Origin of the sequence: Caballeronia sordidicola (genome assembly GCF_000729995.1) — a bacterium.
In the GTDB taxonomy this organism is placed as follows: domain Bacteria; phylum Pseudomonadota; class Gammaproteobacteria; order Burkholderiales; family Burkholderiaceae; genus Caballeronia; species Caballeronia sordidicola_A.
This window is the reverse complement of record NZ_JNFG01000201.1, coordinates 296719-311403: the sequence shown is the minus strand read 5'-3', so window position 1 is coordinate 311403 and position 14685 is coordinate 296719. Positions and strand designations below refer to the sequence as shown.

Here is a 14685-nt window from a genome sequence, read left to right as displayed (position 1 = left end):
CGGCAGGCGCTCTTCAAACAACGCATGTCCAGACGCCGGCAACATGCCGGTTGCTCGCACGACAATCGCGACGCATTTCAATCCAAACAAAAATAGCGGCGCCTGTTATCGGATAACAGGCGCCTTTATTCGACATTCCAAACCGGGCTCGCTCAGACCGCGACCGGCTCTTCCTCCACTTCACGTACCGTCACCGTCAACGGCTCGAGTCGCGTACCGTACGCGTAATCGAGCGTCATGCGCAGATAATCGTAACTCTTGCGAATGGCAGCGCGGATCTTGTTGACCGACTCCACCGGCGGATTCGTACCCAGCAACGTGGCCACGATATCCAGCGCCATCCACGGGTGTTCGTCATCGTAATGGGCGTGCACCTTGAGCCAGCGCATTGCCGACTTGCGTATCGGTTCCGGAAAGGTCATCGCATAGGTTTCGTCAGAGCAGATCAGGCACGAGAACTCACCCGTCGCACCTTCCACTGCATAGTTCGTTGCCGCCACCGCTACCGCCAGCTCGTCGGTGAGACTGACATGCCCGCACCAATGCGCGAGTGCATGCATTTCGCTCGGCACCTCTTGCGACAACAGCGCGTCGAGGTCGAGGCCGCTCGCTCCTGCCCATTGCAGCCAGTGCTTGGCGTGCATGTTCTCAACCCGGATATTCTGGATGAGGTAGGAGCGCGCCATCCCTTCGCCATGCGAATTGCCGAACCGTGCTTTCATCAGGTTCGACGCCATGAACTGCGGAAACTGCTCGATGACAGGGAAAAAACCAATCAGGAAGCGATGCGTACTTTCGATGTCGAGCGTTGCTTCCTTCATGGCCACGCACAGCGGATGATAAACAATCCTGGTCTTCGCTTCTTCGCAATCCTTGACTACGTCTTGGAGCCATTTCGGATAGCTGGCAATGTTCTTGAGTTCGCCGGTACGGGTGAAGTCTGTTGTCATCGGATGATGTCTCGCAGGAATGGGTTTCAGGTGTTGGGCCACGGCATCCGTACAAGGGCAAGCCGGTTCTCAACTCGCCATCGTGGCGCCTGCCAAGCATCGGGGAATCAAAGGATTTCCTATATGCAGATGCGCACATTTCGCGGAACATTTAATCCAATCCAGTTATTCAGACAGCACCGCACCGAAGGTCCCTTTTATAACGCGCAGCGATATCCCGGCCCGGGGTTCGGGACCGGTGAAACAGTTGAGAGATCAAAGACCTGCGGAGGATTGATGCAGCCCGGTCGAGGTGTTCTACGACGCGGCATAGTGAAGTGCGCACGTGGGTCGTCACTCGCCGGAGCGTGCGTCCTGGCTGGATTTTGGCGGAGAGGGACTATCCGTTGCCGTTCAAGCGGCCAGCCGGACGAGACCCATGGCAGGGCGAACTGCCTCTGCCGGATAGACATGCCAGGCGCCGTCGTTATGACGGAAAAAGAACAGGGTGAAAGCGCTGGATGCCGAACCGAATGCGCGTTCCACTTCAATGCAGACGCAGCGGTGGCGCCCTGCACGAATACGATGAATGGAGTGCACGTGCAGATGCCCGGCAACTACCGCGCCCAGCCACTTTTCAACCAGTACGCGCAACGACTGCTCCGACGCAACCATAAGATTCTCCGTGGTTTGCTTTTTCACCGCATGAGACCATGGTAGAAGCGTCAGCAGCGCTTGTCCGTCGGGAGAGGTCGATTATGGCCTCAGGCGTGGCTGGTTTTGTTGTCGGAATATCCTTACGAGCGATCGCGCTCGGAAGTCAAACCATGTTTGATCGCATAGCGGATCAGTTCAGCGTTGTTTTCAATGCCGAGCTTTTGCATGAGCCGCATCTTGTGCGTGCTGATGGTCTTGGCGCTCAGCACCAGCACTTCGGCTATGGCATTGATGCTCTTGCCCGCCGCCAGCAGGTGCAGCACCTGGAACTCACGATCCGACAGGATCTCGTGCGGTGCGGCGTCGCTGGAATGGGTGTCGAAGACCATGACATCGACCAGCTTCGGATCAATGAACCGCCCCCCGCCGGCAAGCTTGCGAATGGCGGCGAGCAGGATGTCAGGATCGCTGTCCTTCGTGACATAGCCGGTTGCTCCGGCACGCACCGCGCGCGCGACGACCTGCGCTTCATTGTGGATGCTGAGCACCAGGACCGGCAGCGCCGGGTATTCAGTGCGCACGCGCCGGATCAGGTCGACGCCGCTGATGCCGGGCATCGTCATGTCCAGGAGCAGGAGATCGACGCGCCAGATGCGCAGTTTCTCGATCACCTCGGCGCCCTGCGCAGCTTCGCCTGTCACTTCAATGTCCGCTGTCGTCGCGATGATCTGCTTTAATCCGCTACGTACGATGGCGTGATCGTCGGCTATCAGGATACTGATCATGGCCGTTCGCCTCCACCCAACGGGACGTGAATCGACACCACGGTGCCCGTTTCAGGCGAGCTGTCGATTCGCAACGATCCCCCGATCAGCCGGGCGCGCTCGCTCATGCCAAGCAGCCCGTATGAATATCCCTTGCGGGCCGCCGCCGGATCGAAACCGCAGCCGTCGTCGCTGACGTAGAGATCGAGCGTCGTCTCGGTGTTGGTCAAGGTGACGTCTACACGAGACGCGCCCGCATGGAGTGCAACGTTGGTCAGCGACGCCTGCACGATACGGAACACCGCAGTGGCATGGGCATCGTCAAGAACCGGCTCGCGACCATTGATCCAGAGCTGGCAGGAAAGGCCTTTGCGGCGGCCGAAGTCCTCCACCAGCCACTCCAGCGCCGACACTATGCCGAAATTGAGCGCAGCCGGCCTCAGGTGACTCGCGACGTTGCGCACCATCCAGATCGTCTTTTCAACCAGCTCGCGCATGTCGTCGACTTTCCTTGCCGCATCCGCGTCTTGAGCCAGGCGCATCTTGAGCAATGAAACGTCCATCTTCAATGCAGTCAACAGCTGCCCGAGTTCGTCGTGAATTTCCATCGCGATACGTTTCCTCTCTTCTTCGCGAATCGCTTCCATGTAGGCGGACAACTCCCGCAATTGCTCGCGCGACTCCAGGAGTGCGTGCTCGATGCTCTTGCGCTCGGTAATGTCCTGGATCGTACCGACCAGCTTTAACGGCTGCTCAGCGACGCCGCCGCCGGCTCCAGCGGCGTGCATGGCCTCGGCCTGGAACTGGACGATCCGCACCACACCGTCGGCTCCCGTTACGCGGCAATCAAGGCCGTACGGCCGCCGCTCATCCAGCAGCACGCGTACGGCGTGGCGGACCAGTGCCCGGTCCTCGCGATGCACTGCGGCCAGAAAAGTGCGATAGCCTGGCCGCGAAAGCCGCGGCGCCAACCCGAGGATCCGATACATCTCGTCTGACCAATGGATCACGTCAGCCGTCGTGTCCCACTCCCAGTCACCGAGCCGCGCAAGCCGTTGCGCGTTCGCGAGACTCGCTTCGCTCGCCCGCAATTTTCCCTCGGCCAACTTGCGCGCCGTCACGTCGTTGAGGCCTACGTAGATGGCCGGCGCATCGTCGAAGCTCGCGACCCGGGCGGTCAGCATTGCCCAGAACGTGCTGCCGTCCGGCCGCCTGAAATTGACTTCAGTGTTGCGAAAGCCGCCGAACATGCGAAGCTGGCGCACCAGCGTGTCTCGCGTCCCGGGGTCCACATAGAAGTCGATAACACTAATGACCGTGTCGGTCGGGGCGCCGAGGCCGAACAGCTTCCGAAACGGCTCGTTCATGTAGAGCAGCGACCCTTGCGGCATCGACGTGATGCAAAACGGTAGCGGACTGGTCTCCACAATGTTGCGGAAGCGCGCCTCGCTCGACAGCAGCTTCGTTTCGGCCCTCCTGCGCTCCTCTATCTCCTGCCGCAGGCTTGCATTGGCCTGCGCGAGTTCTACGGTGCGTTGCGCGACTCGCACCTCGAGTTCGTCGCGCGCACGCGCCAGCGCCGCTTCCGCTTGCTGGCGCTCGCTCACTTCGTTCGACAATTGCCGGTTCTGTGCGACAAGCTGCTTGTGCATTGCGCGTAGCGCCAGATGCGTGCCGATGCGCGCCATCATTTCGTCGATCCGGACAGGCTTCGTCACATAGTCCGCGCCGCCGGCGGCAAAGCCTTCGACCAGATCCTCGATGCCGGTCAGCGACGACATGAAGATCACCGGGATATCCCGTGTGTGCTCGTTCATCTTGAGCCGGCGGCAAGTTTCAAAGCCGTCGATGCCAGGCATCTTCACGTCGAGCAGGATCAGATCCGGCCGTGAAAACTGCGCGCGTTCGAGCGCCTCCTCGCCATCGAGCGCCACCAGGACGCGAAAGCCCTGGTCGGAGAGACTGTCAACCACGAGCCCGAGATTGGCCGGCGTGTCATCGACAATCAGGATTGCCGGCGGCTCGCTGGCGCTCAGGTTGGCGCTTGTCTCGCTCATGGCGCCCGCCTCGCTTCAAGATAGTGTTCTACGAGCAAGAGGATCGCCTTCGACTGATAGCCTTTCGCCAGCCCACGCAGATTCGTAGCAAATGGTTCGTACTGCGGATCGATCAATGACACCCGGTCCGCCCATGCAATGATGTCTCGCATGTTGCCAATTCGCGCAAGCCGATGCAGTTCATCCAATTGCGCCGGTGGCACAGCGGCCAGCACATCGGGCAATGAGGACTGCGGGGAATGCGCCCTCACGGCATAGGTCCACTGAAGGTTCAGCAACGCGCCTATCTGAGCCAGCAACTGGCCGAAGTCGACCGGCTTGGCGAGGAATGCATTCACACCGGCCGCAAGACTTCTTTCCTGGTCACGGCCGGAAGGGCTGGCGGTCACCACGATGATCGGCACGTCAGTCAGTCCCGGTGTCTGACGCAATCGGCGCGTGAGCTCGAGGCCGTCCATGCCGGGCATCACGATGTCCGTGACAATCAGCGCCGGCCGCTCGCTTTGCGCCTGGGCCAGGCCCTCGGCGCCGCTCGCCGCCTCGATGATTTCAAAATCGAGCCGGCTCAGCAATTCCGTGATGACGGTGCGATTGACCGCCACGTCGTCGATGATCAGCACCTTCCTGCGCGGCCCCTCGTAGCCGGTCGCGACGCATGCATCCGGTTCGCCGGATGTGCCTGAGCGCACCGTCGTGGCAGGGGCCAGTTCGAACCAGAAGGTACTGCCTTGTCCGAGCCCGCTCTCGACGTGGATCTCGCTGCCCATCGCCAGCACGAACTCCCGGCTGATGGCGAGCCCAAGCCCGGTGCCCTCGGAACGACGCTCGGGATTGCCGACCTGTTCGAACGGTTCGAAAACGGTTCTCAACTGGTCCGGGGGAATCCCGATCCCGGTGTCGCGTACCTCGAACCGTACCGCCCCTGAAGCGGTCTGCGTAACAAGCAGGCTCACCCTGCCCCGATCCGTGAATTTGACGGCGTTCGCGAGCAGGTTGAGCAGCACCTGCCGCAACCGCCGCGCGTCGGCGCGCACGCCGCCCGGCACGTCGGGCGCAATGACGCAGGCATAGTCGAGCTGCTTCTCTTCTGCCTTCACGCCGATGATTTCTCGAATCGGATCCACGAGACCGGACAAGGCTACATCGCCGATCTCAAGCCGCAGCTTGCCCGCCTCTATCCTCGCGAAGTCGAGCGTGTCGTCGATCAGCGTCAGCAGGTGTTCACCGCTGCGCTGGATGACGGCCACGCCGGTACGTTGCCGCTCGCTCAACCCGCTGTCGCGCTGCAGGATCTGCGCGTAACCCAGGATGCCGTTCAGCGGCGTGCGCAGTTCATGGCTCATGTTCGCCAGGAATTCGCCCTTGGCGCGGTTCGCCGCTTCAGCCGAACGAAGCGCTTCACGTTGCTTGGCGGCGTTACGTTCGTCGAGGTAGGCGACGTGCAGGCGTACGCTCATCGCATGAAATGCAGCAACCACGCGATCGAGTTCGTCGGGCCGGCGGGGCTGGCGGCGCTGCAAGCTGAAGGGTTGCGGCGACTCGCGAAAGTCGTAGCGGCCGACAAGCCGCGCGATTGTCGCGAGGTGCCGCGTGACGAGCCGCCAGAAGATATAGATGATGAAAAGCGCAACCAGAAACGTGTTGGCCGCCTGGCTCACCAGGATCAGGAGCGCGGTTTGCGCCAGCTCGCGATAGAGACCGGAGAGCGTCGCCTCGACGTACAAGGTGCCGAGCACGCGTTCCGTTCCGCGGACGCGGTAGGAGATGGAAAATTCGCGCGATATGAGCGCGTCATTCATGCGCTGGCCAGCGCGCACCACCAGGGGCGAGGCGACCGGGCCAGCCTCGCGAACCTCGGCGGCACGAATGTCGGCAAGACGCAGCATGCCGTCCAGTTCGAGTTGAAGCTGCTGCCGGTCGAGCCGCCATAAACCCTCGCCGAGGCTGTCGCGATAACTCCGGTCGATATCCGACAGCCGGTTTTCGATGAGCGCGATACCGCGCTCATAGTCGCCGTAGAGTTGAAGCGCAGTCAGCAGCAGCGTAACCACGCAGCTGAACAGGAGGACGGTCGCGATAAGCCGCATGACCACGCTGTGGCGAAAGCGGCTCAGCGAACTCCACAGCGCGCTGAACATGTTGAGAACCATATCCCCCCGCGAGTGCCCTGAGCCTCGTTTTCGTTAATCTGCACTCGTTGCCGAATGACGGTTATCGTGAGTTCATTGGGCGGACGGCACGCTTGGCGCAGGCCGTCGGTACTGAAATGGTTTAGGTGAGCAGACTGGCGCCGCTGCTCGCATGCGCCCTCTGCGCTCTGGAATCAACTCGCTGGAAGACGGCGGTTTCCCTGTGCTTTTCCACAGGCGGTTCGGCGGGCAGTTGGCCTATCCCGAACGGAAAAACCGATGTCATCCAGCTTTCAAATTCATTCAAATTCGCCTGAAAAAAACTGACGCGATCCTAGCCGTTTGCGGCGATATTGAAGGGGCCGAACGAGTTCCCCAGAATCTCGTCGATACAATCGGCCAGGTCGCACAGCACCCCCGATTCGTCGACATCGAGCGTTTCCGCGTGGAATTTTCGCAGCTCCCACATGGTGTCCGCAAGACGCCTGATCGGTATGGGTCCGCTATTGATCAAAGGCCAGCAATGCATCAGGTACGCGAGCGGAATCACGTTCCTGTTCTCGCACCATGCATCGAACAAGCGCAGGCAGATAGTGTGGATATGCTCCACCGCATTTTCACGCTCGGACAGATACGGAATCATGGCGGATGACCGGTTAAACCCATTTTGATGCTTCAAAGTCTAGGCAGTTGATGGGTTTTACACAGTCAGGAAACGCGGAAAATGGGCAGAGGCGTATGCTGATTTACCCGTCAGGAAATCCTTACGTGGACAAAAATGTGATGCGGGAATAGGCAATGATCGAGGCAACTGCGGCAAAGCAGCGCCCCGAGTGGATGCGAAAGGAGCCCATCTTTACGGTCCCCTTTCGCGGTGCAAGCCAAGCTTGGTCGAACCCTTGGATGCGCCCCTGGACGAGCTTATGCGTGCCTCGAGCCTTCTTCCGCAAGAGGCTCGGGTGCGTTTTCCAAGGCGCTATCGTGACGAAGCAGGAGCACTGCTGCCACGCCGACCAGCCCCGCCCCGGACAGACACAGCAGGCCAGCCGCAAAACTGCCGGTACTGTCCTTGATCCACCCCATCGCATAGGGTCCAAAGAACCCGGCCAGGTTGCCGAGCGAGTTCACTGCGGCAATGCCGCCCGCAGCGGCCGCCCCCGAAAGAAAAGCGGCCGGCAACGTCCAGATCACCGGCAGGCAGCCGAATATGCCGAAGCCGGCAATGGAGAGCGCGATCATTTTCAGCACAGGATCATCCAGCGCCGTCGACGCCGCAATTCCACCTGCTGCCACCAGCAGCGGGATGGCCACATGCCACTTGCGCTCGAGCATGCGGTCGGAGCGGCGTCCCCAGAGGATCATGCTGAACGCCCCGACAATGTACGGCAGCGACGTCACAAGCCCGGTCTGAACGTTGCCAAGGCCAAATCCCTTGACGATCTGCGGCAGGAAGAAACTCAGGCCGTAGTTGGTCGCGTTGGCGCCGAAGTAGATAAGCGCAACGGCGAGAACCCGCGGATTGAACAAGGCTTCGCGCACGCTGAAGGCGCGCACGGCCTCACGCTGCGCGCGTTCCTGGGCTTGCCGGGCCACGAGCCAGTCACGCTCCTCGGGCGCAAGCCAGGTTGCGTCCGCCGGTTTGTCGGTGAGATAAAACAGGACCACGAACGACAGGAACAGGGCCGGCAATGCTTCAATCAGATAGACCCATTGCCAGCCTGCGAGGCTGGCGAGTTTATCGAGGTTGAGCAGCGCACCGGAGATAGGCGCGCCTATCACCGTAGACAGCGGAATGGCCACCATGAAGGAGCCGACCACGCGAGCCCGGTACGTCGCCGGAAACCACAGCGTCAGAAAGAAGATGATGCCCGGGAAGAATCCCGCTTCAGCAATCCCGAGCAACACACGCAACGTGTAGAACACGTGTGCGGCCGAGAGTCCAGTCAACCGCGAAATCTGGGGGATGAACGCCATGGCGCCGGCGAGGATGCCCCAGGTGAACATGATCCTGGCTATCCATCGGCGCGCTCCGAACTTCTCCAGCAAGAGGTTGGACGGGACTTCGAAAAAGAAATAAGCGATGAAGAAAATGCCCGCACCGAAGCCGAAGGCGCTTGAGGAAAACCCGAGGTCCTTGTTCATCTGCAACGCGGCGAAACCCACGTTGACACGGTCCAGGTACGCTATGAAATAACAGAGAATCAGGAACGGGACGAGTCGCTTCGTCACGCGTCCCAAAGTGCGGGTTTCGAGTTCCACTAGCCTTCCCCCAAGTTAGAGTTTTAAACGTCCATCGTCATTTTGTGCGCAATATTCAACTCTCTTTGCCGTTGAAAGCATAGTGCTCCTAAGACGAAGCGGGAAGTAGTATGTGCCCGTGAAACCTAGGTTCATGATGAAATAATGCGAAGCCGGCTATCGGCAGAATTGGCCGAATCAGACGCAGTGTGCACTGGATCCGGAAGAATTGTCTGCGGGTAATAACGTATGAGCGCCTGCAAGGAGGTCCCCGCCGTATCGGCCCTCGCGCCAGCGCTATCCGTCTTTTGACCCCGCCTTTAAGCCGTCCATTGCGATGTCCTCTCGCACGAGCTATATCGATCGCAGCCCCGTACACAGAAGCGTTCAGCGCTTCAACCCCGTTGGAGGCTCCTCATGAGAAGACACATGCGAGGCGACTGGACAGCAGGCATTCGCGTCCTGGCCTGCGCCGTCTTGATGACGGGCGTGGCCGGCCTCGTGGCCAGCCTGTCAATGACCGGCGTTACCCGCGCTCAAGCCACCAGTCCGGCGCTTGCCGCGCCGGCTACGCCCATGCATATCCGCATCCTTCGCGTGCCGGATGAAGTCGTTCGGGAAAGGCGCTGGGATTTCCTGATCGCGGCGCTCGACCATACGACGTCCACGTACGGACCCTACGTGATCGATGCATACGCCGAGCCGATGTCAACGCAGCGCGAGGTCGAGGAGGCCATATCCGGTCGCCTGATCAATGTGATTGCGAGCGATCCTGGTCATCCCGACCTCAACGCGCAGACGATTCCGATTGCCATTCCTATCGACAAAGGCCTCCTCGGTTATCGGGTCGCCCTGATCCGGCGCGATCAGCAAACGCACATCAATGAAGTCAAAGACATCCAGGGCCTGCGTCTGCTGAACGTCGGCCAGGGTCAGGACTGGGGCGACGTGCCCGTGTACCGGTACAACCGGATCCCTCTCGTCACGGCAAGCCACTACGATCAACTGTTCCCGATGCTGGTTCATCGGCGTTTCGACCTGTTCCCGCGCGGCGTGCTTGAGATCACGCCTGAGCTCATTTCCTTTCGGACCCTGTACCCCGAGATGGCGATAGATACTCATCTGCTGATCCGCTATCCCTATGCGCAATTTTTTTACGTCAACAAGTCGGAGCCGCTGATCGCGCAACGAATCAAGGACGGCCTGGAGGCAATGCGAAAGGATGGGAGTTTTGACGCGCTCTTCCAGAAGAATTTTGGCCAGGCCGTTGCCGACCTGCATCTGGAACGGCGGGTCGTGATCGAGTTGACCAATCCGTTTCTTCCCTCGTGGGTGCCGGTCGAGCGCAAGGAACTCTGGCTCGATCCGGTCACGGCCGGCAGCTCCGGTTGAGGCGAAGAAGTTGTGAAGCGAAGCTGTGAAGCAAGGTTGTAAAGCGAGGTAGTAGAGCAAACCTGCATCAACCCCGATCAGAACCGATAGCCGACTGAAACAAACGAGATGATCGGATTGAGTTTGATCTTGGTGCTGCTGGTCACGGTGCCCAGTGCCGACTGGGTTGTCAGCGTGGCGCGCGTTGACAGCCACATATAAGAGAGCGAGGCATCGACCGACCAATGCTTGTCGATGTTATAAGAAAGCCCCGCGTTGATGACCGGTGCAAACGAGCTGCTCAGCTTGGCTGTCGTCGGCCCTTCCAGTGCCGTCCCATAGCTTGAGGAATACAGGAAACTGCCGCTGGACACGGCAGAGCTCAACTTCACCCCGCTATACCAGACATACGAGCCCCCGGCGCCAAGATAAGGCCGGAGCCGGCTCTGCGCGTCATTGAAGTAGTATTTCAGCAGCAGGGTCGGGCTCCATTCATAAGCCGACCCAATCTGCCCGAGCGACGAGAGCGTTCCGTTTCCAGACAAATTGAACTTGGGCGGCACACCGAGCACGGCAGTAGCCGCGATGTGATCGGTAATGAAATACGTCGCCGTCAGGCCGAACGTGTCCGCGCCGTCGACCGATGCTCCCGTACCGGTTTCGGTCGTGCTCGTGCCAAGGGCACTCACCGTCAGCGGCCTGCTCGAATCCTGCGGCGCCAGATGAAACCAGCCGAGGTTCGCCACGATGTCACCGGCGCTCTGCGCATGCGCGGCCGTACTGACCAACAACGCGGCCATCACGTTCATCACGCCCAACGCTCGTATCTGCATGCTCATGTCTCCTCCGTTTTATCCGATCCTGTCAGTGGATCTGGAGAAGATTCTATGCGAACGATCGTACGAATAATTCGCTCTACGCTGGAGAAATACTTCTGGAATCTGGTAAGAATTCGAAACCCGTTTTTGCTGCGGGCTCGGCTGTGGAGCTCGTCGCGGCAGCCACTTTCGCTCAAAAGCGCGGGACGGCTGTAGTCCAAAAAACGCATGTCATCGAATGATGATTTACGCGATCGGTCAAACGACCCGAATGTTCGTTCGATCGTTTTATATTGCTTCAGACGGTTTCATGTCGTTATCTGATCTCAGTTAACGTTTGCCAGGCACGAACCCGCCAGCGGCTCGAATGCATTCGTAGCTTCGCAACCGGTAACAAGCTCCCTGTCCCCGTCAGGACAGGCGTTTATCTTCACAAGAGTTTTTCGAACTCACCCGCTCTTACGCCTACAATACCTCCCGATCCATCCCGAACCCGCCACGCGCTTTAACTGGTCCACAGGCAGCATGGTCACTGAAACCTCATCCACCGATTCCCTCGCAGTCGCCCAGCGCGTTCGCGACCTGATGAATCGCCACGGCATTGGCAAGCGGCAGCAGACCGCCGAGCTTTGCCGCATCCTCGACCTCAGCTTCTCGCAGGGGCATCGAAAACTCCGTGGCAACAGCCCTTGGACGCTCGCGCAAATCCGCCGCGTGGCCGACGCGTTTGACGAGCCTGCGTTGCAGCTCTTCGACGCGAAGAACGCCGACGTAGACGACACCGAAGGCGCCGCCCAGGATGCCGTGCTGATGCTTGGCGCTATCGAAGTTCCCTGTGTTGCATGGATTGGCGAAGCGCTCGAACCAGGCAGCCGCCCGGATTTCATTGCGCAAAACATGAACGGCCGCTGGCTAGTGACAACGCACGAAGGGGTGCTGCTGCACGCCGCTCACGATGTCCACAAGATCGAGATCCAGCCACGCCGCACGGACATGGACAAACCGCTGATCGCGGTCGTGGACGACGATCAGACCTCAGCCGACAACCTGCACGATTATCTCGAGCGCAGCGGTTTCACAGCGGTCGCCCTGTATGGTCTGGAAGGGTTCTCGCAAGCGCTGCAGACGCAGGTGTTCGATGCGGTGGTGATCGACTGGCTGTTCGGGGCGCATACCTCCGCCGACGCTATCCGCGCCGTGCGCAACTCCGACAACCCGGATGCGCCCATCTTCGTATTGACGGGCGAACTGACGACCGGCAAGGCAAGCGAGTCGGAAATCAGTGACATCATCCAGCGCTACAACGTCACTTGCTTCGAGAAACCGGCGCGCATGGCGATCCTTGTGGCCGACCTGTCGAAGCGTTTGCAGCGGACCTGATTCCTCGACGCCATTGCATGGCACACGCACCGCTCAATGTATCCGCCGTGTCGCCGATAGCGCCCGCGCCAAGGCGCTTTTCAGCACTTCGTAGCGCACGGGTTTTAGCAGGTAATCGAAGAACAGGATGGCGGCGCTAGGGTCGACCAGATCCGGTGCGTAGGCACTCACCGCGATCACCGGCAAGCTCGCGCCCGCCGCCCGCCTTGCCCGGTATTCATTCACGAACGAGTACCCGTCCTTGCCCGGCATGTGCAGGTCGGCGAGTATCACATCGGCCTGATTGTTCTCGAGCCACGCGAGCGCGCTGTCCACGTCGGGCATGGCCACGCTCGCATAACCCAGGTGCGCCAGCATTTCAGTCAGCGACTCGCGGATGGAATCGTGGTCGTCGATCACCAGCACACGTGCTTTCTTCAACGGCGGCAAGTCCGCAGGCGCACGCTCGCGCTCGGGCATTCGCGCCACCGGTGCAGCGGGCAAACTCACGCGGAACGCCGCGCCCTGACCGACATCACTCGACACGTTGACCACGCCCCCCAGCAATTCGACCAGTCCGCGCACGACCGCGAGGCCCATGCCGGCGCCATCGAAACGCCGGGTGGTCGATGAATCGAGTTGCGTGAATTCCTTGAAGATGAGCGGCAACTGCTCGCGCGCAATTCCGGGACCGGTGTCGACGACCGAGATATCGAGCCGTTCGAGCGAGCGTTCGAAACGTACATCGACCGAACCGGCGTCGGTGTACTTGATGGCGTTCGTCACCAGGTTGGTCACGATCTGACGCAGCCGGTGCTGGTCCGATTCCACCAGACCCGCCTCGCCCGCGAATTGCCCGCGCAACGCCAGGCCCTTCGCCACGGCCGCCGGCGTATTCGCGTCCACGATGGAGTCGAGCAGTTCCATGGGATCGAAAACTGTCAGCCGCAATTCAAGCTTGCCGGCGCCGAGCCGCGCGAAGTCGGTCAGGTCGCGCATCTGTGCCTCGAGATGGCGGGCACCGGTCTCGAGCCGCTGGATGATCTTGCGATCGCTTTCGCTATGCAGGTTCAGTTCGAGCAGTTCCACCGACGACACAATGGCATGCAACGGCGTGCGCAACTCGTGGCTGATCATGCCGAGGAACGCGTCCTTCGCCTGCGATGCTTCGCGCGCCGCGCGGGTTGCCTGATGCTGCGCTTCGAGCGCTGCGCGTTGCTGGTGAATCAGCCGTGAACGCCGGTAGCCGTTGAGCAGCAGCATGGCAGTGGCGACCATGGAAAGCAGCGCGAGCAGCATGCCCGCTGCGAACAGATAACGCCGCTTCGAAACGAAATCACGTGCAATGTAGTCACGCTCCGCCACGTCGACCACGCGGCGTCCGTTCGCCAGCTCGTTCACTGCATCCTGGTTCTGCCGCAATACGCCGATGATCTTCAGCGTGCGCCCGCGGTCCCTCTTCACCGCATCAATATCGGGTTCGACAGACTCGAGCGCCGCGTCCAGCTGGCGCAGGATCTCCTGTTGGCGGTTTCGCAGGGAACCGCGATCGGAGAGCATCGCGGTAGAAGCGGTGACAACGGCGAGCTTCGATTCAAGCACTTCGAACCGCAGCTGGATCTCGTCGGTATCGGCGTCGATTCCGCTCCGATACAAGAGGATCTGGTTTGCAAAGCGGCCGTACGCAATCTGGAATTGCGCACCGTCCCAGTAGAAGCCGTCGTACGGCAGGGTGAGCTGCTGCGTGCTCTGGTTCGCCAGCAGGACGGAATACAACACATAGCCCACGCCGCCAAGCGGCGGCGCGATAGCTGCCGCAACCAGCATCGCAACCTTGAAACGGCCAAGCGCCGCACGCATCATTTCACGACCATCCCTTTGATCTGCCACACGAACTTCGCCTCCGCGGCCGAACCGGTCAGCTCGGACGGATACGCGTCGCGCGGATAGATCAGGAACAACGGACCAAATTTGCTGACGGTGAGGCGCACGCCGTTCATGCTGTACGCGAGAATGGCACCGTAACGCTCGGCTTCCCTCGCGCTCACCGTGTAGGAATAATCGTCGATCGTGCGCAGTTCGATGTCGTCGGCGCGCGCGTCCACGAGCTTCAGCACGTCACCCAGCAGCGGCCCGGAGAAGGTGGATTTCGGCGTCCAGGTGGTCGAGGTCGTAATCGTATGGACGGGCAGCTTCAGCAGTTCGGCTTCGCTGACGTGATAGACGCTATGGTCCACGTCGTTGGTGCGCCCGATCATCCCCTGCACGTCCAGCGTCAAAGGAGCAGCGCTCGCCGCAAGGGGCAGCAGAGCGAGCAGTGAAGCCGCCAGCGTTCTCAAGACGCGCGGCTGTGTCATGGCGGC

The 14685-nt window shown here is 60.5% G+C and carries 12 protein-coding genes; 2 read left to right on the top strand and 10 right to left on the bottom strand.

The window, feature by feature from the left end:
• Positions 1–152 precede the first annotated feature (152 nt).
• The 7 genes from FH08_RS0140155 to FH08_RS0140120 all read right to left on the bottom strand — a co-directional run bounded on the left by FH08_RS0140155 (position 153) and on the right by FH08_RS0140120 (position 8795).
• Entirely contained in the window at positions 153–950 is a 798-nt protein-coding gene (locus FH08_RS0140155) for a TenA family transcriptional regulator (RefSeq protein ID WP_035568470.1), read from the bottom strand.
• 393 nt (positions 951–1343) lie between these two features.
• Positions 1344–1604, bottom strand: coding sequence for a hypothetical protein (locus FH08_RS0140150; protein WP_031363753.1), 261 nt, complete (start codon positions 1602–1604; stop codon positions 1344–1346).
• A gap of 122 nt (positions 1605–1726) precedes the next feature.
• Entirely contained in the window at positions 1727–2371 is a 645-nt protein-coding gene (locus FH08_RS0140145; protein ID WP_031363752.1) for a response regulator, read from the bottom strand.
• On the bottom strand, positions 2368–4407 hold the full coding sequence (locus tag FH08_RS0140140; RefSeq protein ID WP_031363751.1) for a response regulator: 2040 nt from the start codon (positions 4405–4407) through the stop codon (positions 2368–2370). Before FH08_RS0140140 ends, FH08_RS0140145 begins: the two co-directional genes overlap by 4 nt.
• Positions 4404–6557, bottom strand: a complete 2154-nt coding sequence (locus tag FH08_RS0140135) for an ATP-binding protein (protein ID WP_031363750.1) — start codon at positions 6555–6557, stop codon at positions 4404–4406. Before FH08_RS0140135 ends, FH08_RS0140140 begins: the two co-directional genes overlap by 4 nt.
• Before the next feature lie 313 nt (positions 6558–6870).
• Positions 6871–7179: a hypothetical protein gene (locus FH08_RS0140125; RefSeq protein ID WP_051888902.1), complete on the bottom strand. Its 309-nt coding sequence runs from the start codon at positions 7177–7179 to the stop codon at positions 6871–6873.
• Positions 7180–7457: 278 nt separating this feature from the next.
• Positions 7458–8795 carry an MFS transporter gene (locus FH08_RS0140120; protein ID WP_031363748.1) on the bottom strand — a complete coding sequence of 446 codons (1338 nt, stop codon included), beginning with the start codon at positions 8793–8795 and terminating at the stop codon, positions 7458–7460.
• A 396-nt stretch (positions 8796–9191) separates the two neighbouring features.
• Here FH08_RS0140120 and FH08_RS0140115 point away from each other — a divergent pair, with 396 nt between their 5' ends.
• The gene (locus FH08_RS0140115) at positions 9192–10166 is read left to right on the top strand and encodes an amino acid ABC transporter substrate-binding protein (protein ID WP_152603040.1); all 975 of its coding nucleotides are present in this window, start codon (positions 9192–9194) and stop codon (positions 10164–10166) included.
• A 77-nt stretch (positions 10167–10243) separates the two neighbouring features.
• On the opposite strand, the gene FH08_RS0140110 is transcribed toward FH08_RS0140115, so the two are convergent.
• Positions 10244–10978: an OmpW/AlkL family protein gene (locus FH08_RS0140110; protein ID WP_031363746.1), complete on the bottom strand. Its 735-nt coding sequence runs from the start codon at positions 10976–10978 to the stop codon at positions 10244–10246.
• Positions 10979–11488: 510 nt separating this feature from the next.
• On the opposite strand from FH08_RS0140110, the gene FH08_RS0140105 reads away from it, so the two are divergent.
• Entirely contained in the window at positions 11489–12343 is an 855-nt protein-coding gene (locus FH08_RS0140105; protein WP_031363745.1) for a helix-turn-helix domain-containing protein, read from the top strand.
• A 33-nt stretch (positions 12344–12376) separates the two neighbouring features.
• On the opposite strand, the gene FH08_RS0140100 is transcribed toward FH08_RS0140105, so the two are convergent.
• Positions 12377–14212, bottom strand: a complete 1836-nt coding sequence (locus FH08_RS0140100; protein ID WP_075583442.1) for a hybrid sensor histidine kinase/response regulator — start codon at positions 14210–14212, stop codon at positions 12377–12379.
• Positions 14182–14679 (bottom strand): molybdopterin-dependent oxidoreductase, encoded by a 498-nt coding sequence (locus tag FH08_RS0140095; protein WP_031363743.1) that lies wholly within the window; start codon positions 14677–14679, stop codon positions 14182–14184. The genes FH08_RS0140100 and FH08_RS0140095 overlap by 31 nt, the downstream gene beginning before the upstream one ends.
• Positions 14680–14685 lie beyond the last annotated feature (6 nt).

Excerpts from the sequence above, each read along its gene's own strand:
- FH08_RS0140155 (WP_035568470.1), bottom strand. The coding sequence starts at position 950 with ATGACAACAGACTTCACCCGTACCGGCGAACTCAAGAACATTGCCAGC.
- FH08_RS0140150 (WP_031363753.1), bottom strand. The coding sequence starts at position 1,604 with ATGGTTGCGTCGGAGCAGTCGTTGCGCGTACTGGTTGAAAAGTGGCTG.
- FH08_RS0140145 (WP_031363752.1), bottom strand. The coding sequence starts at position 2,371 with ATGATCAGTATCCTGATAGCCGACGATCACGCCATCGTACGTAGCGGA.
- FH08_RS0140140 (WP_031363751.1), bottom strand. The coding sequence starts at position 4,407 with ATGAGCGAGACAAGCGCCAACCTGAGCGCCAGCGAGCCGCCGGCAATC.
- FH08_RS0140135 (WP_031363750.1), bottom strand. The coding sequence starts at position 6,557 with ATGGTTCTCAACATGTTCAGCGCGCTGTGGAGTTCGCTGAGCCGCTTT.
- FH08_RS0140125 (WP_051888902.1), bottom strand. The coding sequence starts at position 7,179 with ATGATTCCGTATCTGTCCGAGCGTGAAAATGCGGTGGAGCATATCCAC.
- FH08_RS0140115 (WP_152603040.1), top strand. The coding sequence starts at position 9,192 with ATGAGAAGACACATGCGAGGCGACTGGACAGCAGGCATTCGCGTCCTG.
- FH08_RS0140110 (WP_031363746.1), bottom strand. The coding sequence starts at position 10,978 with ATGCAGATACGAGCGTTGGGCGTGATGAACGTGATGGCCGCGTTGTTG.
- FH08_RS0140105 (WP_031363745.1), top strand. The coding sequence starts at position 11,489 with ATGGTCACTGAAACCTCATCCACCGATTCCCTCGCAGTCGCCCAGCGC.
- FH08_RS0140095 (WP_031363743.1), bottom strand. The coding sequence starts at position 14,679 with ATGACACAGCCGCGCGTCTTGAGAACGCTGGCGGCTTCACTGCTCGCT.